Origin of the sequence: Selenomonas sp. oral taxon 920, assembly GCF_001717585.1 — a bacterium.
Taxonomy (GTDB): domain Bacteria; phylum Bacillota; class Negativicutes; order Selenomonadales; family Selenomonadaceae; genus Centipeda.
Window position 1 is genome coordinate 2,226,244 of sequence record NZ_CP017042.1, and the last position, 20,425, is coordinate 2,246,668.

23 protein-coding genes and 1 tRNA gene are annotated in these 20,425 nt (G+C 56.5%); 10 read left to right on the plus strand and 14 right to left on the minus strand.

What is annotated here, in order from left to right; all coding sequences use genetic code 11:
- Window positions 1-43 precede the first annotated feature (43 nt).
- The 3 genes from BCS37_RS10590 to BCS37_RS10600 all read left to right on the plus strand — a co-directional run bounded on the left by BCS37_RS10590 (window position 44) and on the right by BCS37_RS10600 (window position 2,793).
- A complete protein-coding gene (locus tag BCS37_RS10590) occupies window positions 44-1,360 on the plus strand; it encodes a hemolysin family protein (protein WP_069181396.1) in 1,317 nt (438 codons plus the stop codon).
- 25 nt (window positions 1,361-1,385) lie between these two features.
- Window positions 1,386-2,471, plus strand: a complete 1,086-nt coding sequence (gene serC, locus BCS37_RS10595) for a 3-phosphoserine/phosphohydroxythreonine transaminase (RefSeq protein ID WP_069181397.1) — start codon at window positions 1,386-1,388, stop codon at window positions 2,469-2,471.
- Window positions 2,472-2,559: 88 nt separating this feature from the next.
- Window positions 2,560-2,793, plus strand: coding sequence for a hypothetical protein (locus BCS37_RS10600; RefSeq protein WP_069181398.1), 234 nt, complete (start codon window positions 2,560-2,562; stop codon window positions 2,791-2,793).
- A 173-nt stretch (window positions 2,794-2,966) separates the two neighbouring features.
- Here the strand turns inward: BCS37_RS10600 and BCS37_RS10605 are convergent, their stop codons facing one another.
- Entirely contained in the window at window positions 2,967-3,230 is a 264-nt protein-coding gene (locus BCS37_RS10605; RefSeq protein WP_159057719.1) for a hypothetical protein, read from the minus strand.
- 594 nt (window positions 3,231-3,824) lie between these two features.
- On the opposite strand from BCS37_RS10605, the gene BCS37_RS10615 reads away from it, so the two are divergent.
- The 3 genes from BCS37_RS10615 (at window position 3,825) to BCS37_RS10625 (ending at window position 5,678) form a co-directional block, all read left to right on the plus strand.
- Complete coding sequence (locus tag BCS37_RS10615) at window positions 3,825-4,247, plus strand: hypothetical protein (protein ID WP_107528591.1); 423 nt, start codon at window positions 3,825-3,827, stop codon at window positions 4,245-4,247.
- Between the two features lie 42 nt (window positions 4,248-4,289).
- Window positions 4,290-4,781 carry a site-specific integrase gene (locus BCS37_RS10620; RefSeq protein WP_335678812.1) on the plus strand — a complete coding sequence of 164 codons (492 nt, stop codon included), beginning with the start codon at window positions 4,290-4,292 and terminating at the stop codon, window positions 4,779-4,781.
- 171 nt (window positions 4,782-4,952) lie between these two features.
- Window positions 4,953-5,678: an Rpn family recombination-promoting nuclease/putative transposase gene (locus BCS37_RS10625; protein WP_237142709.1), complete on the plus strand. Its 726-nt coding sequence runs from the start codon at window positions 4,953-4,955 to the stop codon at window positions 5,676-5,678.
- Between the two features lie 408 nt (window positions 5,679-6,086).
- On the opposite strand, the gene BCS37_RS10630 is transcribed toward BCS37_RS10625, so the two are convergent.
- Both BCS37_RS10630 and BCS37_RS10635 read right to left on the minus strand, forming a co-directional pair.
- Window positions 6,087-6,175, minus strand: a tRNA-Ser gene (locus BCS37_RS10630).
- Window positions 6,176-6,270: 95 nt separating this feature from the next.
- Window positions 6,271-7,560, minus strand: coding sequence for an O-acetylhomoserine aminocarboxypropyltransferase/cysteine synthase family protein (locus BCS37_RS10635; protein WP_069181404.1), 1,290 nt, complete (start codon window positions 7,558-7,560; stop codon window positions 6,271-6,273).
- A 226-nt stretch (window positions 7,561-7,786) separates the two neighbouring features.
- Here BCS37_RS10635 and BCS37_RS10640 point away from each other — a divergent pair, with 226 nt between their 5' ends.
- Complete coding sequence (locus BCS37_RS10640) at window positions 7,787-8,239, plus strand: Dps family protein (RefSeq protein ID WP_069181405.1); 453 nt, start codon at window positions 7,787-7,789, stop codon at window positions 8,237-8,239.
- Window positions 8,240-8,453: 214 nt separating this feature from the next.
- The gene (locus BCS37_RS10645; protein WP_083205795.1) at window positions 8,454-9,938 is read left to right on the plus strand and encodes a serine hydrolase domain-containing protein; all 1,485 of its coding nucleotides are present in this window, start codon (window positions 8,454-8,456) and stop codon (window positions 9,936-9,938) included.
- 73 nt (window positions 9,939-10,011) lie between these two features.
- Here the strand turns inward: BCS37_RS10645 and BCS37_RS10650 are convergent, their stop codons facing one another.
- Together BCS37_RS10650 and BCS37_RS10655 are read right to left on the minus strand one after the other, a co-directional pair.
- The gene (locus BCS37_RS10650; protein WP_069181406.1) at window positions 10,012-11,226 is read right to left on the minus strand and encodes an MFS transporter; all 1,215 of its coding nucleotides are present in this window, start codon (window positions 11,224-11,226) and stop codon (window positions 10,012-10,014) included.
- 60 nt (window positions 11,227-11,286) lie between these two features.
- The gene (locus tag BCS37_RS10655; RefSeq protein ID WP_069181407.1) at window positions 11,287-12,309 is read right to left on the minus strand and encodes an AI-2E family transporter; all 1,023 of its coding nucleotides are present in this window, start codon (window positions 12,307-12,309) and stop codon (window positions 11,287-11,289) included.
- A gap of 136 nt (window positions 12,310-12,445) precedes the next feature.
- On the opposite strand from BCS37_RS10655, the gene BCS37_RS10660 reads away from it, so the two are divergent.
- A complete protein-coding gene (locus tag BCS37_RS10660; protein ID WP_237142710.1) occupies window positions 12,446-12,661 on the plus strand; it encodes a hypothetical protein in 216 nt (71 codons plus the stop codon).
- Window positions 12,662-12,719: 58 nt separating this feature from the next.
- A complete protein-coding gene (locus BCS37_RS10665; RefSeq protein WP_037346088.1) occupies window positions 12,720-13,253 on the plus strand; it encodes a DUF805 domain-containing protein in 534 nt (177 codons plus the stop codon).
- Window positions 13,254-13,350: 97 nt separating this feature from the next.
- Here the strand turns inward: BCS37_RS10665 and BCS37_RS10670 are convergent, their stop codons facing one another.
- The 9 genes from BCS37_RS10670 to BCS37_RS10710 form a co-directional block, all read right to left on the minus strand.
- Entirely contained in the window at window positions 13,351-13,785 is a 435-nt protein-coding gene (locus tag BCS37_RS10670; RefSeq protein ID WP_009440524.1) for a F0F1 ATP synthase subunit epsilon, read from the minus strand.
- Window positions 13,786-13,788: 3 nt separating this feature from the next.
- Window positions 13,789-15,201 (minus strand): F0F1 ATP synthase subunit beta, encoded by a 1,413-nt coding sequence (atpD, locus tag BCS37_RS10675; protein WP_009440525.1) that lies wholly within the window; start codon window positions 15,199-15,201, stop codon window positions 13,789-13,791.
- A gap of 42 nt (window positions 15,202-15,243) precedes the next feature.
- Window positions 15,244-16,095, minus strand: coding sequence for an ATP synthase F1 subunit gamma (atpG, locus tag BCS37_RS10680; RefSeq protein ID WP_009440526.1), 852 nt, complete (start codon window positions 16,093-16,095; stop codon window positions 15,244-15,246).
- 17 nt (window positions 16,096-16,112) lie between these two features.
- On the minus strand, window positions 16,113-17,630 hold the full coding sequence (atpA, locus tag BCS37_RS10685; RefSeq protein ID WP_009440527.1) for a F0F1 ATP synthase subunit alpha: 1,518 nt from the start codon (window positions 17,628-17,630) through the stop codon (window positions 16,113-16,115).
- Between the two features lie 17 nt (window positions 17,631-17,647).
- A complete protein-coding gene (locus BCS37_RS10690) occupies window positions 17,648-18,187 on the minus strand; it encodes a F0F1 ATP synthase subunit delta (protein WP_009440528.1) in 540 nt (179 codons plus the stop codon).
- The gene (atpF, locus tag BCS37_RS10695) at window positions 18,181-18,705 is read right to left on the minus strand and encodes a F0F1 ATP synthase subunit B (RefSeq protein ID WP_069181408.1); all 525 of its coding nucleotides are present in this window, start codon (window positions 18,703-18,705) and stop codon (window positions 18,181-18,183) included. Before atpF ends, BCS37_RS10690 begins: the two co-directional genes overlap by 7 nt.
- 38 nt (window positions 18,706-18,743) lie before the next feature.
- Window positions 18,744-18,995 carry a F0F1 ATP synthase subunit C gene (gene atpE, locus BCS37_RS10700; RefSeq protein ID WP_006690454.1) on the minus strand — a complete coding sequence of 84 codons (252 nt, stop codon included), beginning with the start codon at window positions 18,993-18,995 and terminating at the stop codon, window positions 18,744-18,746.
- 72 nt (window positions 18,996-19,067) lie between these two features.
- Complete coding sequence (gene atpB / locus BCS37_RS10705; RefSeq protein WP_009440532.1) at window positions 19,068-19,748, minus strand: F0F1 ATP synthase subunit A; 681 nt, start codon at window positions 19,746-19,748, stop codon at window positions 19,068-19,070.
- A gap of 52 nt (window positions 19,749-19,800) precedes the next feature.
- Window positions 19,801-20,184 carry a hypothetical protein gene (locus BCS37_RS10710; RefSeq protein ID WP_069181409.1) on the minus strand — a complete coding sequence of 128 codons (384 nt, stop codon included), beginning with the start codon at window positions 20,182-20,184 and terminating at the stop codon, window positions 19,801-19,803.
- Between the last annotated feature and the right edge of the window lie 241 nt (window positions 20,185-20,425).

Consider the following 20,425-nt stretch of genomic DNA (forward strand, 5'->3'; position numbering starts at 1 on the left):
TACAAACGGAATCTCTATATTTTGAAAGGAGCTGCATACATCCTTGGACAGTTCCCTATCCGACCTTTTTGCACTCATCCTGCTCATCGTCTGCCTCTCGGCGAACGCCTACTTCGCGCAGGTCGAAACCGCACTCACCGCATCCCATCGCGGGCGGCTCGAACGCCTCGCCGATGACGGCGACAGGGACGCAGCGTCGGCACTCGCCCTCCTCGAACATCCCGTGCCGCCGCTTGCCATGGCGCAGGCGGGTGTTACCTGCACCAGCCTCCTCATGGGGCTTGGCATTGGGCTCTTGGTCGCGCCCACCTTCGGCAGATTTCTCGCAAAACTCCTGCCCGGCATGGAGGTCTTTGCCGCTGCACTCGTCCTCAGCATCCTCGTCATGACCGCGCTGACCCTGCTCTTCGGTGACTTCCTGCCAAAGCAGATCGCCCTGCAGAACCCCGAGGGCATCCTCATGCGCAGCCACCGCTCGATCCGTCTGCTCACACGCCTCACGGCGCTGCCGAGCGCGGCACTCGTCTCCGTCTCGCGCGGACTGCTCCTCCTCGTCGGCATCAATCCCGAGAACCGCGCCTCTGTCACGGAGGATGCCGTCAAGGATCTCATGGAGCAGGGCACCGAGGACGGTACCTTTGAAAAGGCAGAGCAGGACATGGTCGACCGCATCTTTCACATGAGCGACCAGACCGCCTCCGCTCTCATGACCCCGCGCACACAGATCGCGTGGATCGACCTCGCCGAGACACGCACCGAGCAGCTGCGCGTCATCCGTGCAGCAGAGCACGAGGTGTTCCCCGTCGCGTACGAGAACCTCGACGATTTTCGCGGGGTCGTCTACGCAAAAGAGCTCCTCGATGCAGTCTTGGACGGCGCAGAGCTCAACCTCGCAGACTACATACGGAGTCCCCTCTTCGTTCCGCGTACAATGGAGGGGCTTCGCGTCCTCGAGAAATTCCGCACGGGCGCGATTCACGAGGCCGTCGTCCTCGACGAGTACGGCGGTGTCGTCGGCTTCATCACCATGGGCGACATCATGGAGGAGATCATCGGCAGCGCGGACGATGACGCGCCCACCGGTACGCGTACCGGCGCGGAGGAGACGGCGAACTGGGTCTTTGACGGGCTCTTCCCCATCGACGAGTTCAAGGAGGAGTTCGGCATTGACGAACTGCCCGACGAGGATCACGACCACTTCCACACCCTCGGCGGCTTTGTCACTGCGCAGATCGGCCGTATCCCAAAGGTCGGCGAGACCTGCACATGGGGCGCGTACACCTTCGAGGTGCTGCGCATGGATCGCGCACGCGTCGCCCAGATCCGCATGACGCGAACGGAAGCACCCCCCGAAGAATAAGAAAAGACACAGAGGGAGAAATACCATGAATGACCGCATCTACAACTTCAACCCCGGCCCCGCCGTCCTGCCCGAAGATGTTCTGAGAGAGGTACAGGCGGAGCTCCTGAACTTTAACGGCACAGGCATGTCCATCCTCGAGATCAGCCACCGAGCGCCCGCCTACGACGAGGTACATCAGCAGGCAAAGGCGGACATCAAGGAGCTCATGGGGCTCGGCGACGACTACGATGTCGTCTTTACTGCCGGCGGCGCAAGCCAGACCTTCGCTCTCATCCCGCTGAACTTTGCCACCGAGGCACGCCCCGGCAGCTACCTGCTCTCGGGCAGTTTCTCCGAAAAGTCATACGAGGAGGCAGTAAGGCTCGGTGTCGGCACCGTCGCCGCCTCGACGAAGGAGGCGAACTACGTGCGCGTCCCGCGTCAAGACGAAATCCGCATCGCCCCCGACGCCGCCTATCTCCACCTCTGCCTCAACAACACCATCTACGGCACCGAGTACCACTACACCCCCGAGACGAACGGCACCCCGCTCTTTGCCGATATGTCCTCCGACATCCTCTCGCGCCCGTGGGACTTTTCCTCCTATGACTTCATCTATGCGGGCGTACAGAAAAATCTCGGTCCTGCGGGCGTCGTCCTGAACGTCGCAAAGAAAACGCTGCTCGAAAACACCCCCGCAGAACTCCCGACCATGCTGCGCTACAGCACCTTCCAAAAGAACGACTCCCTCTACAACACCCCGCCCGTCTTCGCCATCTACATGGTCGGCAAAACCGTCCGCTGGATCAAGGAGCACGGCGGTCTTGCCGCCATGGGCGAGGCGAACGCGAAGAAAGCCGCCCTCCTCTACGACGCCATCGACAGCTCCGACGGATTCTATCGCGGGCACGCAGAGAAGGGCAGCCGCTCGCGCATGAACGTCACCTTCCGCCTGCCGAGCGAATCCCTCGAAAAGGATTTCGTCGCCGCTGCCAAAGAGCAGGGTCTTGCGGGTGTCAAGGGACACCGCAGCGTCGGCGGCATGCGCGCCTCCATCTACAACGCCATGCCCCTCGCAGGCGTGGAAAAACTCGCGGCGTTTATGGCAGAGTTCCGCAAGAAACACTAAACTTATTGTATATTAGCCCCCGTTGCCGCCCTGTCCAATAATAGGCAAGCCCGAAAGACACAAATGATTGGTTGTGGAGGTGCGTACCATGTTCGACGCATTGAACTCCTTCTTTCGTTGGATCTCCATGGCACTGCTTCTTCTCTTCTGCGTTGTGTTTTCTCTTGTCACGAACGTGTTGGACATACTGATGGCCGTTCTTTCGTCGCCGCCGCTACTCGTTTTTGTTCTAATCGGCTCGGTTGGCGTTGTATTCGCCGTCCGTCAGTACAGCAAATATCAAAAGTCTTATTTCGAAAAGCATCGGGAACGTAAAAGATAAAAACACGTCCCTTTCAATGTATGCTTCTTCAAAAAGCAATGCACAAATAACACAAGGATGCTGCACGGCATCCTCGTGTTATTTGTCTGCTCCCCTCATTTCGAGCACCATAAAATCCACTTTCAAAATCTCGTGTGCCCAAAATTGGATCTATACTATTGACTGTGGTTCAATCAACCATCTCTTATACTCCTCAGACCCCCCCGATTCTGCGCAAAATACAGCCCCCATCCGTGCACCTGTGCGCCCTCGCCCGTGCCGATTGCACCGAGGTCAAAGCCGTCGAAGTCATGCGGCGTACCGTGCCATGCGGATTGATAGACCCCTTCATTGTACGCACGCGCCTTTACAAGGTCTGTATTCGTTGGTATACTGTTAAAAAATGAGTCTTGCAGGGTGAATCGTCCCGGCACTTTGTGCCGTTGGATAGCTTTCACCCAGTCCAAGGCTCTTTTTTTATGTGCATTAAGGAACATCAACCACAGATTGATAGAACCCTGGATTCTCCTTTTTCTTGCTTAAATCCATCTCGTCTGGTATACTGAGTTTGCTAAAGGACTGTTTCGTTAGTGGAGCATTATGACTCCCGGCCGCGCCCGTTCGGGCCGCGACCCAGCGTGCAGTCCTATTTTTATTGATATGAAGAAGATTCTTCTGATTTAGTTGGTTAATGTACCATAGATCATTTGGCAATCCAAAGTTTTTTTCACGACCATAGGCACTTGCAATCTTATTGAGCTCTTTTGCTCGTATTGAGGACGAACGGAATCATGACTGTTGCACCATTGGTCTCCATATCGACAATAACAATTCTCTTCTGCGGATTCTCAATGCCCGTTCTGCTGTCGATTGCCCGTAACACAAAAAGGGGATCGGCTATTTTTTCGGCAGTTGGAGTAAATCCTTCTGTGTAAAATGGTGCTTATCGACAAGTCTTTGCAGAATGTTGCTGTCAATCGCAATGTCCAGATTGCTGTCCGCACCAATTAAATCAAAGACCAGCGGACTACGCATCATAACATTATTACGCAATGCTAGCTTTACCGCAAAGAAATCATCGATCTTCTGTTTCCATGCAAGCATATGCCCAATATGAAGCAATCGTGAAGAAACGCCTCATTCCTTGGGCTGGTGCCTGTGACATCAAGGCGATCACCCCGATGCAGATTGACGAATTTTATGCAACATTGTTGCAGCAGGGACGCGCAGACGGCAAAGGCGGTCTCTCAGCAAAATCCGTACTCTACATCCACCGTGTTTTGAACGGAGCTCTTGGACATGCCGTACAGAAAGGCTTGCTGGTCAAGAATCCATTGCTCAGTGTAACAAATATCCCAAAGGCAAAAAAGTTCAAGGCATCCGCATACAGCGCGGAGGAGATTCGTTCTTTGTTGGAGGCAGCAGTTGCTGAAAACAGTTTTTGGCAAGCGGCAATCGCACTCGCTGCAATATGAGGTCTGCGGCGCAGTGAATGCCTTGGTCTCAAATGGTCGAAAATTGACTTCGACAGCCAATCCATTACCATTGATGAGCAGGTGATAGAGATTCATCACAAAATACATTTCTCCACGCCTAAGAGTACTGAAAGCATTCGCACCATTCACGCCCCCGCTGAGGTTTTCGCCATATTGAAGCGGCGAAAGGAGGAGCTAGACCAACATAAGGAATGGCTCGGCAATGCATACGACGAACATGATCTTGTTCTATGCCGTGGGAATGGATCGCCGATCCGCCCCGGCAATTTCACAAAAGCATTCAAGGATTTCTTGGCACGCCACAATATGCGTACCATCCGTTTTCACGATTTACGCCATTCATGCGCTTCGTTAATGCTGCAATCCGGCGTTGCCATGAAAACAGCTTCCGAAATCCTTGGACACAGCTCGATTGCCATTACAGCCGATCTTTACACCCACGTTATGCAAAAGACAAAGGAGGAAGCTGCCGGGAAAATCGGCGATTACGTTTTTGGCACGCAAGAGAAATGACAATCTTGCAAAAAAGAAAAAATCCCTATAAAATATAGGTAGATCATTTGATTTGAGGTGATTATCATCGAGCTCGAACAAAAGAAAAGTCGATACCTTGAAAAGATCAAACAGCTTCGGTTGATGGATGACACGTTCTTTAACAGCTGCTTTGATGGGAATATCCCCTGCATGGAGGTCGTACTCCGTGCCGTCATGGAAAATGATCGTCTGCACGTGATGGAGGTCATCACGCAGCAGAGTGTGCCAAATCTCTACGGTCGTTCCGTACGATTCGATGCACTCGCGACTGATGGCGAGAACATCTACGATGTCGAGATTCAGCGCAGCGACGAGGGTGCAATTCCCCGTCGTGCGAGATTCAACAGCAGCATGATTGATTCTCGCGAGGTCAGCAAGGGAACGCTCTTCCCGGACCTGCCGGAGACCTACGTCATCTTTATCACCGAGCATGACATATGGAAGCGAGGAAAACCGCTCTACAAGGTGCGGCGAACATTCGAGGATACCGAGGAGGTATTTAACGACGGCACGCATATTCTCTACGTCAACGGGGAATGCCGGAGCGAAAGCCCGCTTGGGCGTCTCATGCACGACTTCTTTTGCAGTGATCCGAACGATATGTACAGCGACGTGCTCGCCGAGCGCGTACGCTTTTTCAAAGAAGATGAAAAGGGGGTTGCCGCTATGTGCAAGGTAATGGAAGAAATCTACAACGACGGTATTGCTATTGGCGAAGTTCGCGGCGAGGTTCGTGGTGAAATTCGCGGTGCAGAAACAGAACGTATAAAAAGCATCAAGAACCTCATTTCAAGCCTAGGCATCACCGCCGAAGCTGCAATGGATGCGCTGAAGATTGCCAAGGCCGATCAACCGAAGTATCTGGCGCTCCTCTAAGGAGAAGTCTGCATCACTTTTCTCGTATGCTTCTTCAAAAATTGATGCACTGTCCGCTAGGGCATTGTCCCCTTGTCCGGCCTGTCCATGCAAATAACATGATATGGATAGCCCCGTAGGCATGGATATTCTGCAAAAATGACACAGGACAAGGGACAAAGCTATCTATTTCGTCCGCTGAGGAGGAGATCACAGACCTCCCGCAAAGACCTCAAAAGTGATGCACAAAGGAAAGCGAGGATGCTGCACGGCATCCTCGTTTTTCTATGTCGTAACCATCGTTTCATGCATGCCAAAATCCACGTTCAAAATCTCGTGTGCCCAAAATGTGCCCAAAATCATGTTTTTCACCCCAAAATGGACACAGAAAAGGCTTCGTGAAAATCTCCACGAAGCCTTATTTTTCAATGGCAGAGAGGGTGGGATTCGAACCCACGGTGGCTCATCACCACACTTGATTTCGAGTCAAGCACCTTCGACCACTCGGACACCTCTCCATGCGCTCACGCGACATGACGCATTATAGCACAGTGAGGGGCGCATTGGCAAGGATTTTTTCAGGATACTGCGGCGCGGGGCAAACGGCAATCCGTCACACCGCCGCAAGCGCCTCCTCAAGATCAGCAATCAGATCATCGACGTGCTCGATGCCGATCGAGAGGCGCACCGTCCCCTCGCCAATGCCGGAGGCGGCAAGCTCCTCGGCGTTCATCTGCGAATGCGTGGTCGTCGCGGGATGGATGACGAGCGACTTCACGTCCGCGACGTTCGCGAGCAGCGAGAACAGTGTCAGCTTATCGATGAAGCGGAACGCCGCCTCGCGTCCGCCCTTGATATCAAAGGTAAAGATGGAGATGCCGCCGTGTGGGAAGTACCGCTTGTAGATTTCGTGATCGGGATGGTTGGGCAGGGAGGGATGGTTGACCTTCGCGACCTTCGGGTGCTTTGCGAGGAAATTCACGATCTTCAGCGCGTTCTCGACGTGACGCTCGACGCGCAGCGACAGTGTCTCAAGCCCGTGAATGAAGTAGAACGCGCTCTGCGGTGCGATTGCCGCGCCCGTGTCGCGCAGGATGAGTGCACGAATATAGACAACAAATGCGACGGAGCCGAGCGCATCGACAAAGCTCACACCGTGATAGCTTGGATTCGGGTCGGTGAGGTGCGGGAAGCGCCCCGACGCTTTCCAGTCGAATTTTCCGCCGTCGACGATCACGCCGCCGAGACTCGCTCCGTGTCCGCCGAGGAACTTCGTCGCCGAGTGCACAACGATGTCTGCACCGTGCTCGATGGGGCGCAGGAGGTACGGTGTGGCAAAGGTATTGTCAATGACGACGGGCACGCCATGCGCGTGTGCCGCCTGTGCGACTGCCTCGATGTCAATAAGGTCGGCGTTCGGGTTGCCGACGGTCTCGATAAAGACGCACTTCGTATTCGGGCGAATCGCATCTGCAAAGCCCTGTGCCCCCGCCTTCGGATCGACGAAGGTCACGTCGATGCCCCACTCCTTCACCGTGTGAGCGAGCAGGTTGTACGAGCCGCCGTAGATGGTCTGCTGCGCGACGATGTGGTCACCCACATGAGCCAGAGCCTGGAACGTCGCCGTGATCGCTGCCGCTCCAGAGGAAAACGCGAGTGCCGCCGCGCCCCCCTCGAGTGCTGCGATGCGCTTCTCGAACACGTCCTGCGTCGGATTCATGAGCCGCCCGTAGATATTGCCAGGGTCTTTGAGTGCGAAACGATCGGCGGCATGCTGTGCATTGTGGAACACGTACGATGTCGTCTGGTAGATCGGCACCGCACGCGCATCCGTCACAGGATCCGCCTGCTCCTGTCCAACGCGCACCTGCAGGGTTTCAAAATGGTATTTTTTCTCGCTCATGGTAAGTCCCCTTTTCCATTTTCGAAAACACATAGTTTATAGCTATGAATTATATACAAAACATCGGATTTGTCAAGGAAAACTTTTATTGAGATTCAGCTCTTGCATTATTTAATAATTACTATTGACAAGTAGCGATATCTGCGCTATAATTGCACACGTAATGAGATATAAAACAGATGCCACGACATCTGCGGAACAACAAAACGAAAGGGGATTCACTACTATGAAACACACGAATATGTCTGAACTCACAAATGCAATCAACGGCTACATCGCCAACATCGGCGTCGGCTACATCAAGCTGCACAACCTCCACTGGAACGTGGTTGGCTCGCAGTTCAAGGCGGTACACGAGTATCTCGAGTCTCTCTATGATTCCTTCGCGGATGTACTTGACGAGACGGCAGAGCTCCTCAAGATGGCAGATGCACAGCCGGTCGCAAGCCTCAAGGGCTACCTTGAAATCGCAACGATCAAGGAGCTCCCGGACGAGAAGATTGACCAGAAGAAGGTGCTTGAGATCGTACTCGCCGACCTCGAACTCCTCCAGAATCAGGCACTCGAGATCCGCAAGGCTGCCGATGCGCATGACTGCTTCGGTGTCGCGAACCTCATGGAGGATCACATCACGAACTACGCAAAGCAGATCTGGTTCCTCCGCTCCATGCTCGCATAATCCATTTCTTCCTATACATACAAAAACCGCCGTGCAAATGCGCGGCGGTTTTTGTATGCTCCTCCTTCGGTATACAGAATTCTTTACGAAATCAACATATTTTAGGAAGGAAGTCCATTGCCGAGTCAATCGCTTTTGTCCTATAATAAATACTACAATTCTTTGACAAAAGAGATTTGCCGTATTGATTCCGTTTGTACGAAAGGAGCTCTCTATGCGAAAAAGAGCAGTTTCTCTGCGCCGTCTGCCCCTCATCATCGGAGCGACGATACTCTTGAGTGCGCCCGCAGCCTTTGCCGCCTCGAACAATGCCCCCGACGCACCCGTGCCGCTGCCCGCGTCACATAAGATGCAGGCATCCCCCATGACCGTGGGCAGCGCCGCCCTCTCCCCCGCAGCAGAGGCACAGCTGACGAAGCGTCTGGATGCGATGCTCGGCGACACGGGGACGAAGGTTCCGGGACTCGGCGTTGTGCTCTATCGAAATGGGCAGGAAGTCTACAGTCACTTTGCGGGCAGCCGCCGCTTCCTCACACAGAATCCCGCAGCGGCGGAGCCAATTACACGCGACACGCGCTTCCGCATCGCCTCCGTATCGAAACAGTTCACCATCTTCACACTGATGCAGCTCGTCGAGGCGGGCAAACTCAGCCTCGATGCGGATGTGAGCGATTACCTGGGCTTTCCCCTGCGCAATCCCGCACACCCCAACACACCGATTACAGTGCGGATGCTTGCAAGCCACACATCCTCGCTGCGCGACGGCAAGGTCTACAGCATCCCGCCCTCGGTCAGCGTGCGCGAGTTTTTCACACCCGAGGGACGCTACTACGAAAACGGCGATCACTTCGCTCCTGCGGAGGAAGCACCCGGCAGCTACTTCTGCTACGCGAACATCAACTATGGTCTCCTTGGCACAATCATCGAGAAGGTCACAGGCGAGCGCTTTGATCTCTACCAGAAGGAACATATCCTGAAGCAGCTGAACACGAAGGCGGACTACGTGCCCGGAAACCTCGCCAAAAAGGACTTTGCGAAGCTCGGCACGATCTATCAAAAGAAAGACGAGAACGGCAGCTGGGACGAGCACGGTCCTTGGTACGGAAAGGCGGACGACTACGGCGGCAAGCAGCCGAAGAAGGAGTCCATCTACCTGCAAAACCCGTACGCCGAGGACATTCAAGGCTGGTTTTCCCTCCGAGGCTATGTTCCCGGCACGAACGCGACAATGCTCTCCCCGCAGGGCGGTCTGCGCATCTCCTACGAGGAACTGACGCACTGCCTCGAGATGCTGATGAACGGCGGCAGCTACCGCGGGCAGCAGATCCTGTCCCCCGCCTCCATCGCCGAGATGCTGCGCCCCCAGTGGCAGTACGATCCGACGCTGAAAAACGGGAGTACGGCAGGCGGCACGCTGCTCTCCTATGGTCTTGGCGAGGTACAGATCGCGGGCGGCAGCACATCGCGCGTCAACCGCACACACGAGATCGATCTCGTCGGCCATAACGGCGAGGCGTTCGGCCTCCTCTCCGGCGTATTCTTCCGCCCGGGGACAAAGGACGGCTTCGTCTACATCATGAACGGCGAGGCTGTTGCCGAGGACGATGATCCGCGCAGCGCGGGACAGTTCAGCGGCAACTATATCTGGGAGGAGGAGATCATGGACGCACTGACCGAGGCACTGCTCTCGGAGAACTAACGGAAACGAAAATGGGGTTGTTGTACGTTGATGTTCGTACAACAACCCCATTTTTACTTGGATGCAGCCGCTGTCATTTCGATTCTGCCCTGTGCTGCGTCTCCTTCATAAAGAACGCAACGACGACAAGCACGGCTTCGAAGGCGACGACGATGATATCGAGTGCCGCCGCATGGCCGAGTGTACTCGTCAGGAAGCCCATCAAGGGGCCCGAGAAGAACGAGAGGAAGTAGCTTGATGCGCCGACAATGCCCGTTGCGAGACCGATTTGCTGCCGGCTCACGCCGTCCTGTGCAATTGTATAGCCGAGCACGTAGATCGCATGGAGTCCGATGCCCATGACTGCGCCGACGACGTAGAGGAGCGGCGAGTTTTGCGGCATGACGTGGAAGATGAGCAGCGCACAGAGTGCATTGAGCGCAGCGAGGAAGAGCACCGTTGGCCTCCGTCCGAAGCGATCGGCGAAGAAACCCAGGAGAACACCGCTGAGTCCCCCGATGCCGTAGATCGCGCCGAAGAACTGCCCCGCCTCCGTCGCACTGAACCCCTTGTACGTCATGAAGAGATACGGCCCCATCGACGCAAATCCCCAATACGGGATGATGTTCAAAATCTGAATCAACACCGCAAGCCAGACAACTTTATTGAAGCCGACGGTGCGCACCGCCTCGACCAGATGAAGCTGCTTGACATCCTTGGACGTGTCCGTGTACTTTGCCTTGAACCCCACGATGAGCAGGAGGCCGAAAACAACCGTCACAGCCCCCATGTTCTGAAGCCCGATGCTCCACTCGCCCGTAGTCTCAAGGCTCCACCCGTAGTAGGCAGGGCCGACATATGCGCCGATCGAGTAAAACGTCATCATAAGGCCGTTGAGCATCGCACGCGCTGCGGGGAAGATCGAGCCGGCCACCGAGTACATGACAATGTTCCAGCAGCCCTCTGTGACACCGAACATAAAGCGCCAAAACGCCGCGCTGATGAAGTTCGATGAGGTCGTCACGAGCGCCGTCATGCAGCCGAGGCCGACCATGCTCATGACAAGCAGCCGCTTGCGTCCGAAGCGGTCTGCCAGATAGCCTGCGGGAATGTCAATGAGTGCCTGCCCAAGCGTAAAGATCGTGCTGATCGTACCGAGCTGAACAGCGGTCAGCGAAATGCTCGCCGCAACCGCCTTGAGCCCGACACCGAACGACAGACGGTTCGCCGAATAAAAGGCGTAGCCGAGTGCCAGCAGGAACAGTTGAAACCACACGATCTTCGGAATCTCAGAGAATTTCTTTTTCATTGCATCTGCTTCTTTCTGTATGAATTGTTATTGCAAAGCCGGCGGCTTTCCCGCAGCGGGTCACTCCTCCTCCGCACTCTGCATCTCCCTGCGGTCGCGATAGATGTCCATGATGACGATCTTGATGATGACGATGAATGGAACGGCGAGAAACATCCCCGCCGCACCGAGCAGCTCACCGCCGAAGACGACGCCGAGAATGACGGCGACGGGGTGGAGGTGGAGGCTCTTGCCGACGAGTGCAGGGTAGACGACGTTGTGATTCACCTGCGTGAGTGCGACGTAGAAGAGCGCCGTCTGCACCGTGAGCTCCCGCATCGCTGCGGCGGTCATAAGTGTGCCAAGGGTCGAGGCGACGGTGGGGCCAAGCACGGGGATAAACTCGCTGATGCCGGAGAGCAGGGCAAAGACCGAGGCATATGGCAGCCCCATCAATTTGAAATAGGTAAAGACGACAAGCCCCGTGATGACGCACATGACGATCTGACTGCAGATGTAGGCGCGCAGTGCGATGAGCAGTGCATCAAAGAGACGGAGGACGCGCCGCCGCGCCGTGTGCGGAAAAAGATCCGCGAGCCAGAGTTTGATTGTGAGGCCATCCTTCAGGAGGTAGAACGATACGAAAATAATGATGACAAAGTCGATGACCTTCCCGAATGCGATGAGGATAAAGGAGAGTGAGGCGCGCAGCAGGTCCGCACCGACGCTGCGCAGACGGTCGAGGATGTTCACAAACTCATCTTGGATGAAGTCGGTATCCGAAAGAAAGGGAAGCTGCTGCAGACTTTGACCGATGGTCGGCAGCTCCGCAACGAATCGCTGAAAGGACGGAAGGACGGAGCGCGAGATGATGCTCACCAATGCGAGCAGCACGAGGATGAAGGCGATGATGGCGATTGCCGATGCAACCGAGCGCGGCATCCGCCGCGCCTCCATGAAGTCCACGACGGGTTTTAGAAGGAGCTGCAGGAGCAGCGAGAGAAAGATGATGAATGCAAAGTCCTGATAGAACCAGAACGTCGAGAGCAGGAGGGTAAAGGTCACGGCAAGGATGATGGACGTGCGGTAGTTGGCAAGATTCATAGGTGCCTCCTTTCTGTGGGCGGTATGGGGTTCATCATAGCATATTCGGTGTGCTCCGTCTATAATACTTCTGTCTCATGGAGTCTATTGACCGAAAACACGGTCTGACGTATACTTTCTATAAGAAGGCGTCATTATGAAACACTACTACAGCACCATTGACGGCATTGTCACGACGTTTTCGGATATTCACTGCTCTGCCGCAAAAGGTGAGAGCATTCTCGTACACATGGAGCGCGCGCAGGAACACGGCTTTGACACGGCGGAGTTCCTGCTTCCGCATCGTCTGCACGAAGTACAGAGGCTTCACCGAGGACGAGTGTGCGAAGCTGACCGAATTTGTACGGAATAACAGTTTATCGGTGATTCCTAATAGATATACAATTGAGGCATGAAGGAGTCGATGGAAAATGTTCTGCAAAGATTGCGGAAATCCTGTTGAGGACGGCGCAAAGTATTGTCGGGCGTGCGGCTCAGCGATTGCCACACCTGAGGTGCACACACAAATGAGCGGCACTCCGCGCAAACCGGACGAGGGCATTATAGAGAATTTTTTCAAGCTTCATGGGCGTTTGAATCGAAAGAGATTTATCAAGAGATCATTTGCGTTAGCGGGTCTGGCGTTCCCTTGCTTTTTCTTGCTTTTTGCCGTGCTCGATGACACGAAGCCATTTGAAGTTCTGTCAATGGTAACCGCATTTGTTTTCCAGATCGCGAATTATTGTATCGCTGCCCGCCGTTTGGAAGACATGGGGCATGGCCCGGGTGCGGCACGCCTCATTTTAATTGTTGGTATCATATCTCTCCCGATTGATGATGAGCATGTCCTTCGGATTTTGTCGTATGTACAGTCCGGTTTTTGGTTCTACTGTGCGGTAAAGAAAGGTACTGCGGGAAAAAATCAATACGGCGAAGATCCCCTGCAGCAAGGAGCAAGCTCATAGTTTTTGAGCATCAGAACATGGATGAAATTGCAATCATTCGACAGCAACGCACAAAAACGCCCCAACCAATGCGGTTGGGGCGTTTCCATTCCAAGTCTTACGCTCCGGGCGTCTGTGCCTTTGCGGTCTGCAGACGCGCTGCGGCGCGCTTAAGAGCAAGGGAGGCACGCTGTTCGTCGATGATGCTTCCCTCGGTCTCAGGGCTCTCGCGCAGGAGACGCAGGCGTTCCTGTGCGCGCTCGTAGGCACGCTGTGCGCGGTTGATGTCGATGTCGATCGGCTCCTCCGCAGCGGTTGCGAGAACGGTGATCTTCTCGGGTGTGACCTCCATGAAGCCGCCCGCCACAGCAATGAGCTGTTCCTTGGCGTCGACATGAATCTTCATGGCATGCGGCTGAAGTCCCGTGACGAGGGGGATGTGCTTCGGCAGGATGCCGATCTCGCCGCCCGTGGAGCGGGCGATGAGCATGTCGATATCGGCGGCGTAGACCATGCGGTCGGGAGATACAATCTCCAGCTTGATGGTCGCCATCCGTTACTCCTCCTCTTTGAGCTTCTTCGCCTTTTCGATCGCCTCTTCGATGCCGCCGACCATGTAGAAGGCAGCCTCGGGAAGTTCGTCGTACTTGCCGTCGAGGATCTCGCGGAAGCCGCGGATCGTGTCCTTCAGTGCAACGTACTTGCCGGGCGATCCCGTAAAGACCTCTGCAACCGCGAACGGCTGCGAGAGGAAGCGCTGGATCTTGCGCGCACGCGAGACGGTCAGCTTATCCTCGTCGGAGAGTTCCTCCATGCCGAGGATGGCGATGATGTCCTGCAGCTCCTTGTACTTCTGGAGCACCGCCTGTACACCGCGCGCAACCTCGTAGTGCTCCTGCCCGATGACATGCGGGTCGAGGATACGCGAGGTGGAGTCGAGCGGATCGACGGCGGGGTAGATGCCGAGCTCGGCGATCTGACGCGAGAGAACCGTGGTTGCATCCAGATGGGTGAACGTCGCAGCCGGTGCGGGGTCGGTCAGGTCGTCCGCAGGGACATAGACCGCCTGCACGGACGTGATCGAGCCCTTCTTCGTCGTGGTGATACGCTCCTGCAGTGCGCCGACGTCGGTCGTCAGCGTCGGCTGGTAGCCAACGGCGGACGGCATACGTCCGAGCAGAGCCGAGACCTCGGAACCTGCCTGGATGAAGCGGAAGATGTTGTCAACGAAGAGCAGCACGTCCTGCCCCTGCACGTCGCGGAAGTACTCCGCCATCGTCAGACCCGTCAGTGCCACGCGCATACGCGCTCCGGGCGGCTCGTTCATCTGACCGTAGACGAGCGCGGTCTTGTCGATAACGCCCGACTCGGTCATCTCCGACCAGAGGTCATTGCCCTCACGCGTACGCTCGCCGACACCCGCAAAGACGGAGTAGCCGCCGTGCTCGGTCGCGATGTTGTGGATGAGCTCCATGATGAGAACGGTCTTGCCGACGCCTGCGCCGCCGAAGAGACCGATTTTTCCGCCGCGCGAGTACGGAGCGATCAGATCGACGACCTTGATGCCCGTCTCGAGGATCTGGGTCGATGTCTCCTGATCGTCGAACTTCGGTGCGGGACGGTGGATCGGCCAGCTCTCCTTGTTGCCGACGGGCTCGGGGTTGTGGTCAACCGGCTCGCCGAGGACGTTGAAGACGCGTCCGAGGGTTGCCTCGCCGACGGGCACCTTGATTGGTGCGCCCGTATCGTCGGCCTCCATGCCGCGCATCAGGCCGTCGGTGGAGCTCATGGCGATGCAGCGCGTGACGCTGTCGCCGAGATGCTGCATGACCTCGACCGTGAGATTGATCTCCTGGTCGGCCGCCTTGCCCGTGACCTTGATGGCGTTCAGAATCTCCGGCAGTTCGCCCGCCGGAAACTCAATATCTACGACAGGTCCAATGACCTGTACGACTTTACCTTTTGCCAATGGAAAACCTCCTTACCTCCATGTACCCATTGTGCATGGATGTCACTTGAGTGCCTCGGCGCCGCCGACAATCTCGTTGATCTCGTTCGTGATGCCCGCCTGACGTACCTTGTTGTAGAAGAGGTCGAGCTTCCCGATGAGTTCGCCTGCGTTGTCGGTCGCGTTGCTCATTGCGTTCATGCGTGAACTCAGTTCGCTCGCCGCCGACTGGAGGAGCGCCGCATAGATGGTGGTGAACAGGTACTGCGGCAGCAGTGCCCCGAGCACCTCCTCGGCATTCGGTTCATAGATGTACTGTGCCTGCGCGTGCGCCGCGTTTTCGCTCTCTGCCTCAAAGGGGAGGAGCTTTACGATCTCAGGCACGCAGGTGATCGCCGACACAAAGCGTGTGTAGACCATGTAGACTTCTTTCACGCCGCCCTCTTCAAACGCGCTGATGAGAACCCGTGCCAGCTTCTGCGCATTGCGCGCCTTCGGGCGCTCACTGATGCCGACATGCTGGTGCACGATATCAAAGCCGCGGTTCTTGAAGAAATCGCGTGACTTGCGTCCGACTGCGACAATCTGCGTGTTCGCCTTGTCCTCGACGAGCGTCATCGCCGTCTTGAGAGCATTGCTGGAATACGCACCCGCGAGACCTTTGTCCGCCGCCATCACGAGGATCAGACGCTTGCCCTCACTGTGCTTTTCGAGCAGCGGATGCGAGACACCGCTTGCCGCCGCCGCCACGCTCCGAATGACCGCAGCGGTCTTTTCGGCGTAGGGACGGTTGTTGTTCGCGGCTTCCTTTGCACGGCGCAGACGCGAGGTCGCGACCATGTCCATGGCGTTTGTGATCTGCTGGATGCTCTTGACGCTGCGGATGCGCCGACGGATGTCCTGTAAATTTGCCATATACAGTCACCTCTCCTTTACGCTTCTTTGTAGGAGATGGTGTCCTTGAACTCCGCAATCGCCTTCGTGATGTCCGCCTCAAGCGCATCGTCGAGCTTCTGCTGCGACGTGATCGCCGACGCGATCTCGGGATGCGAGGAACGCATAAACTTGAGGAAGTCCGTGTGGAACGTGACGACCTTGTTCACGGGGATGTCCGTGAGGTGTCCGCGCACCGCCGTGAAGATGACAAGCACCTGCTCGGCAACGGAGAGCGGGCTGTACTGCGCCTGCTTCAGCGTCTCGACCATGCGTGCGCCGCGGTCGAGCTGCGCCTTCGTCGCCTTGTCGAGATCCGAGCCAAACTGCGCGAATGCCGCGAGCTCGCGGTACTGCGCCAGATCGAGACGCATCGTGCCTGCGACCTGCTTCATCGCCTTGATCTGTGCGGAGCCGCCGACACGGGAGACCGAGAGACCGACGCTGATCGCCGGGCGGATACCCGAGTAGAACGAGTCGGTGTCCAGCATGATCTGACCGTCGGTGATCGAGATAACGTTTGTCGGAATGTACGCCGAGAGATCGCCCGCGAGCGTCTCGATGATCGGCAGTGCCGTGATGGAGCCTGCACCGAGTGCGTCGGAGAGCTTCGCCGCGCGCTCGAGGAGGCGGGAGTGTAAGTAGAACACGTCGCCGGGGTATGCCTCGCGTCCGGGCGGACGGCGGAGCAGCAGCGACATTGCGCGGTACGCAGCCGCGTGCTTGGAGAGGTCGTCATAGACGCAGAGCGCATGACCGCCCTTGTACATGAAGTACTCCGCCATCGCAACGCCCGCATAGGGTGCGAGGTACTGCAGCGGTGCGCTGTCCGCAGCCGTTGCGGCAACGACGATGGTGTACTCCATCGCACCGCCGTCCTCGAGCGTCTTGACGACGCGCGCGACCGTCGATGCCTTCTGACCGATGGCGACGTAGACGCAGATACAGTTCTGCCCCTTCTGGTTCAGAATCGTATCGACAGCGATTGCCGTCTTGCCCGTGCCGCGGTCGCCGATGATGAGCTCGCGCTGTCCGCGTCCAATCGGAACAAGCGCGTCGATTGCCTTCAGACCCGTCTGCAGCGGCTCATGAACGCTCTTGCGGTCCGCGATGCCGGGTGCCGGCGACTCGACCGGACGGAACTCCTTCGTGTCGATGGGGCCCTTGCCGTCGATCGGACGACCGAGCGCGTCCACAACGCGGCCGATCATCGCCTCACCCACGGGCACCTGCATGATGCGGCCCGTGCGCTTGACCGTGTCGCCTTCCTTGATGACCGTATCGCCGCCGAGCAGAACCGCGCCGACGCTCTCCTGCTCGAGGTTCAGCACGAGCCCGTAGACCTCGTTGCCGAAGTCCAGCAGCTCGCCTGCCATCGCCTTGTCGAGCCCGTAGATATGGGCAATACCGTCGCCGACCTCAAGAACCGTACCGACATCGTTCACATTCAGATCGACATCATAGTTCTTGATTCGTTCCTTGATAATGGAAGTAATCTCTTCCGGATTCATTTTCATATTTCGCTGTCACCCCGCTAGTTCGCCATTAACTCTGCCGTCATTGCTGCGAGACGTCCCTTGATGCTGCCGTCGATGCGGCGGTCGCCGATGCGCACCACCACGCCGCCGATGAGCGAGGGATCGCGGTGCTCGCGTAGAGTTACCTGCTTGCCCGTGACGCTCTCGAGCTTTGCCGTCAGCTCCTGCAGCTGTGCGGGTGCGAGAGGCTCCACCGTCGTGACATCCGCCACGGCGATGCCAAGCTTCTCGTTCGAGAGCTGTCCGAAAATCGCGCTGATCGCGTCGAACACCATCATGCGCCGCTTGTCGATGAGCAGCAGGAGGAAGTTCAGCACCGTCTCGCGCACACCGCCCTCGAACACCTCCTTCAGGAGGGACTTCTTGTCCTCCGGCTGGATGTTCGGGTTGCAGAGATACGCCTTCAGCTCCGGGCAGTCGTGATAGAGCTGCTGCACCTTCGCGAGATCCGCGCCGTATTCCTGCAGTGCATTGTCCTCGCAGGCAAGTTCAAAGATCGCGCGTGCGTACTTGCGTGCAAGTTCCATGTTCAGCATGGCGCATCACCAATCTTGTTTGCGTCGAGTTTTGCGATAAACTCGCCAATGATGGCATCGTTGTCCTTCGCCTCCAGATTCTTCTGGATGATCTTGCCCGCCGCAGCGAGCGACAGGGCGACAACCTCAGCCTTCAGCTGCTCAACCGCATGGGCGCGCTCGCGCTCCATCTGCAGCTCTGCAGCCTTCTTCATCTGCTCGATCTCATGCTTCGTCGCCTGCAGTTTCGCCTCACGATCCTCGCTGGCGCGCTTCTCGGCGAGATCAACAATCTCCTGTGCCTTTGTGCGCGCGGCGGCAAGCTGTGCCTTGTACTCGTTCAGCGTCGCCTCGGCAGCAGCCGCATCTGCGTCCGCCTTTTCGATGCTCTCGGCGATCTTGGCTCTGCGCTCATCCATCATGCGGACGATCGGCTTATACGCCACTGCGCGCAGGAGTGCAACGAGAATCAGGAAGTTGATGATTTGGACAGGCAGCGTCCCGTTGAGATCAATCAGCCCTTGCGTAATTTCGCTCAATTCCTATGCCCCCTTTGCAAAATCCGTATCCATTCTTCTTAGTGAATCAGCGGATTTGCATAGAGCATGATAATGCCGAAAACGACGCCGATGATGGCAAGCGCCTCGATCAGACCGACCGAGATCAGCGTACGCGTAAAGAGAACGCCGCCCGCCTCCGGCTGACGTGCCAGACCCTCGATGAAGCGGCCCGTGACAAGACCGTCACCGATGCCCGCGCCGATCGCGGCAAGACCAAAGCAGAGACCCGCACCGATAAGAGCGCCTGCGACCATGATTGCGTTTTCCATGAAAAGATCCTCCTTAAACAATTGAACAAAAGCTTGGATGGTGTGCGTTTGCCGCACGTAAAACCTTAAAAATCAGTGACCGTCATCAGTCTTAATGGCAGCGCCGATGTACGCCGTCGAGAGCATCGTAAAGACCAGCGCCTGCACAATGCCGACGAACACACTGAACGCCAGCCAGATCACCGAGGGGATGGTGGAGCCATTCCCGAGAAGCTGCAGCAGGATGTGAATGAGAATTTCACCTGCCAGAATGTTGCCGAATAGACGAAACGACAGCGTGATCGGTTTCGCGACCTCCTCGACAATGTTGATGATGATGAACGGTGCGACCGGCTGGAAGAAATGCGCCACATAGTGCATCCCCTTCACCGCGAGCCCCAGCACATGCATCATGACAATGACCAGCAGAGCCAGTCCCAATGTGGTGTTCAGATCGTTTGTCGGCGATGCCATCGTCGGAATCAGACCGATCCAATTCGACACGAGGAGGAACAGGAACAGCGACACGATGAACGTGGACAGGAATCCACGCCCGCGCGGGCCCATATTCTCCTCGACCTGGTCATGCAGTGCTTCGATCACCGTCTCCATCATCATCTGCCAGTTCGATGTCGGCACAACCCTGAGGTTGCGCGTCGCGAGCCAGCCGATGAAGAGGACGACGACCATCGAAATCCACGTCATCACCAGGGTCTGCGAATTGAAGGTAAATCCGGCGATCTGCACTGCCTCGCGAACACCGATTTCGTGCATAACCTCTACCTCCCTCGGGGGGTCTCCCCCAGTTACCTATCGAAACCGCCTTTCAGCGATTCCGTCTATCGGCGCGTATCGTCCGCACGATCAGCTGCACCATCATGATCGCGTGCATCAGGAGGAATCCTCCCACCGCCGCGAAGAACTCGTGCATGCCCGCTGTCGTCGCCGCCCATAGAACGGCACCAATCAGCACTAGCATCAGCACCAGCCCCACCTGCACCTGCGACGTTCCCGCCGCACCCAGCCGCGCCGCACGCATCACGCGCTGCGCCATCTGTGCAAAGTAGAGTGCCGCCGCTCCCGCACCTGCAAGCAGAGCACCCACGAGCTGCAGCTCCCCCACAAGGAGAAGCGCGCCCATCCCGAGGAGCGCTGCCGCCGCAAATGAGAGGACAATCTGCCTCCGATACGCCGATAAAACCTGCCTCATATTCCTCCTCTGACAGCCCCGCAATGCAATCCCGAAAAGACATAAGAAAATCGCCCCCACATTCCGTTTGGACTGCAGAGCCGTACATCGCGTACCGCCTTCGTTGAATATCAGTACCTTTACGACATTCGACGCAAAAAGCAAAATTCCTTCCACAACTGTATACATTCAGAGAAATGGGTTTTGAATTTTCCGTCAATATCATAAGGCATGGCTATGAATCCACCCTTGTGCGATTCAT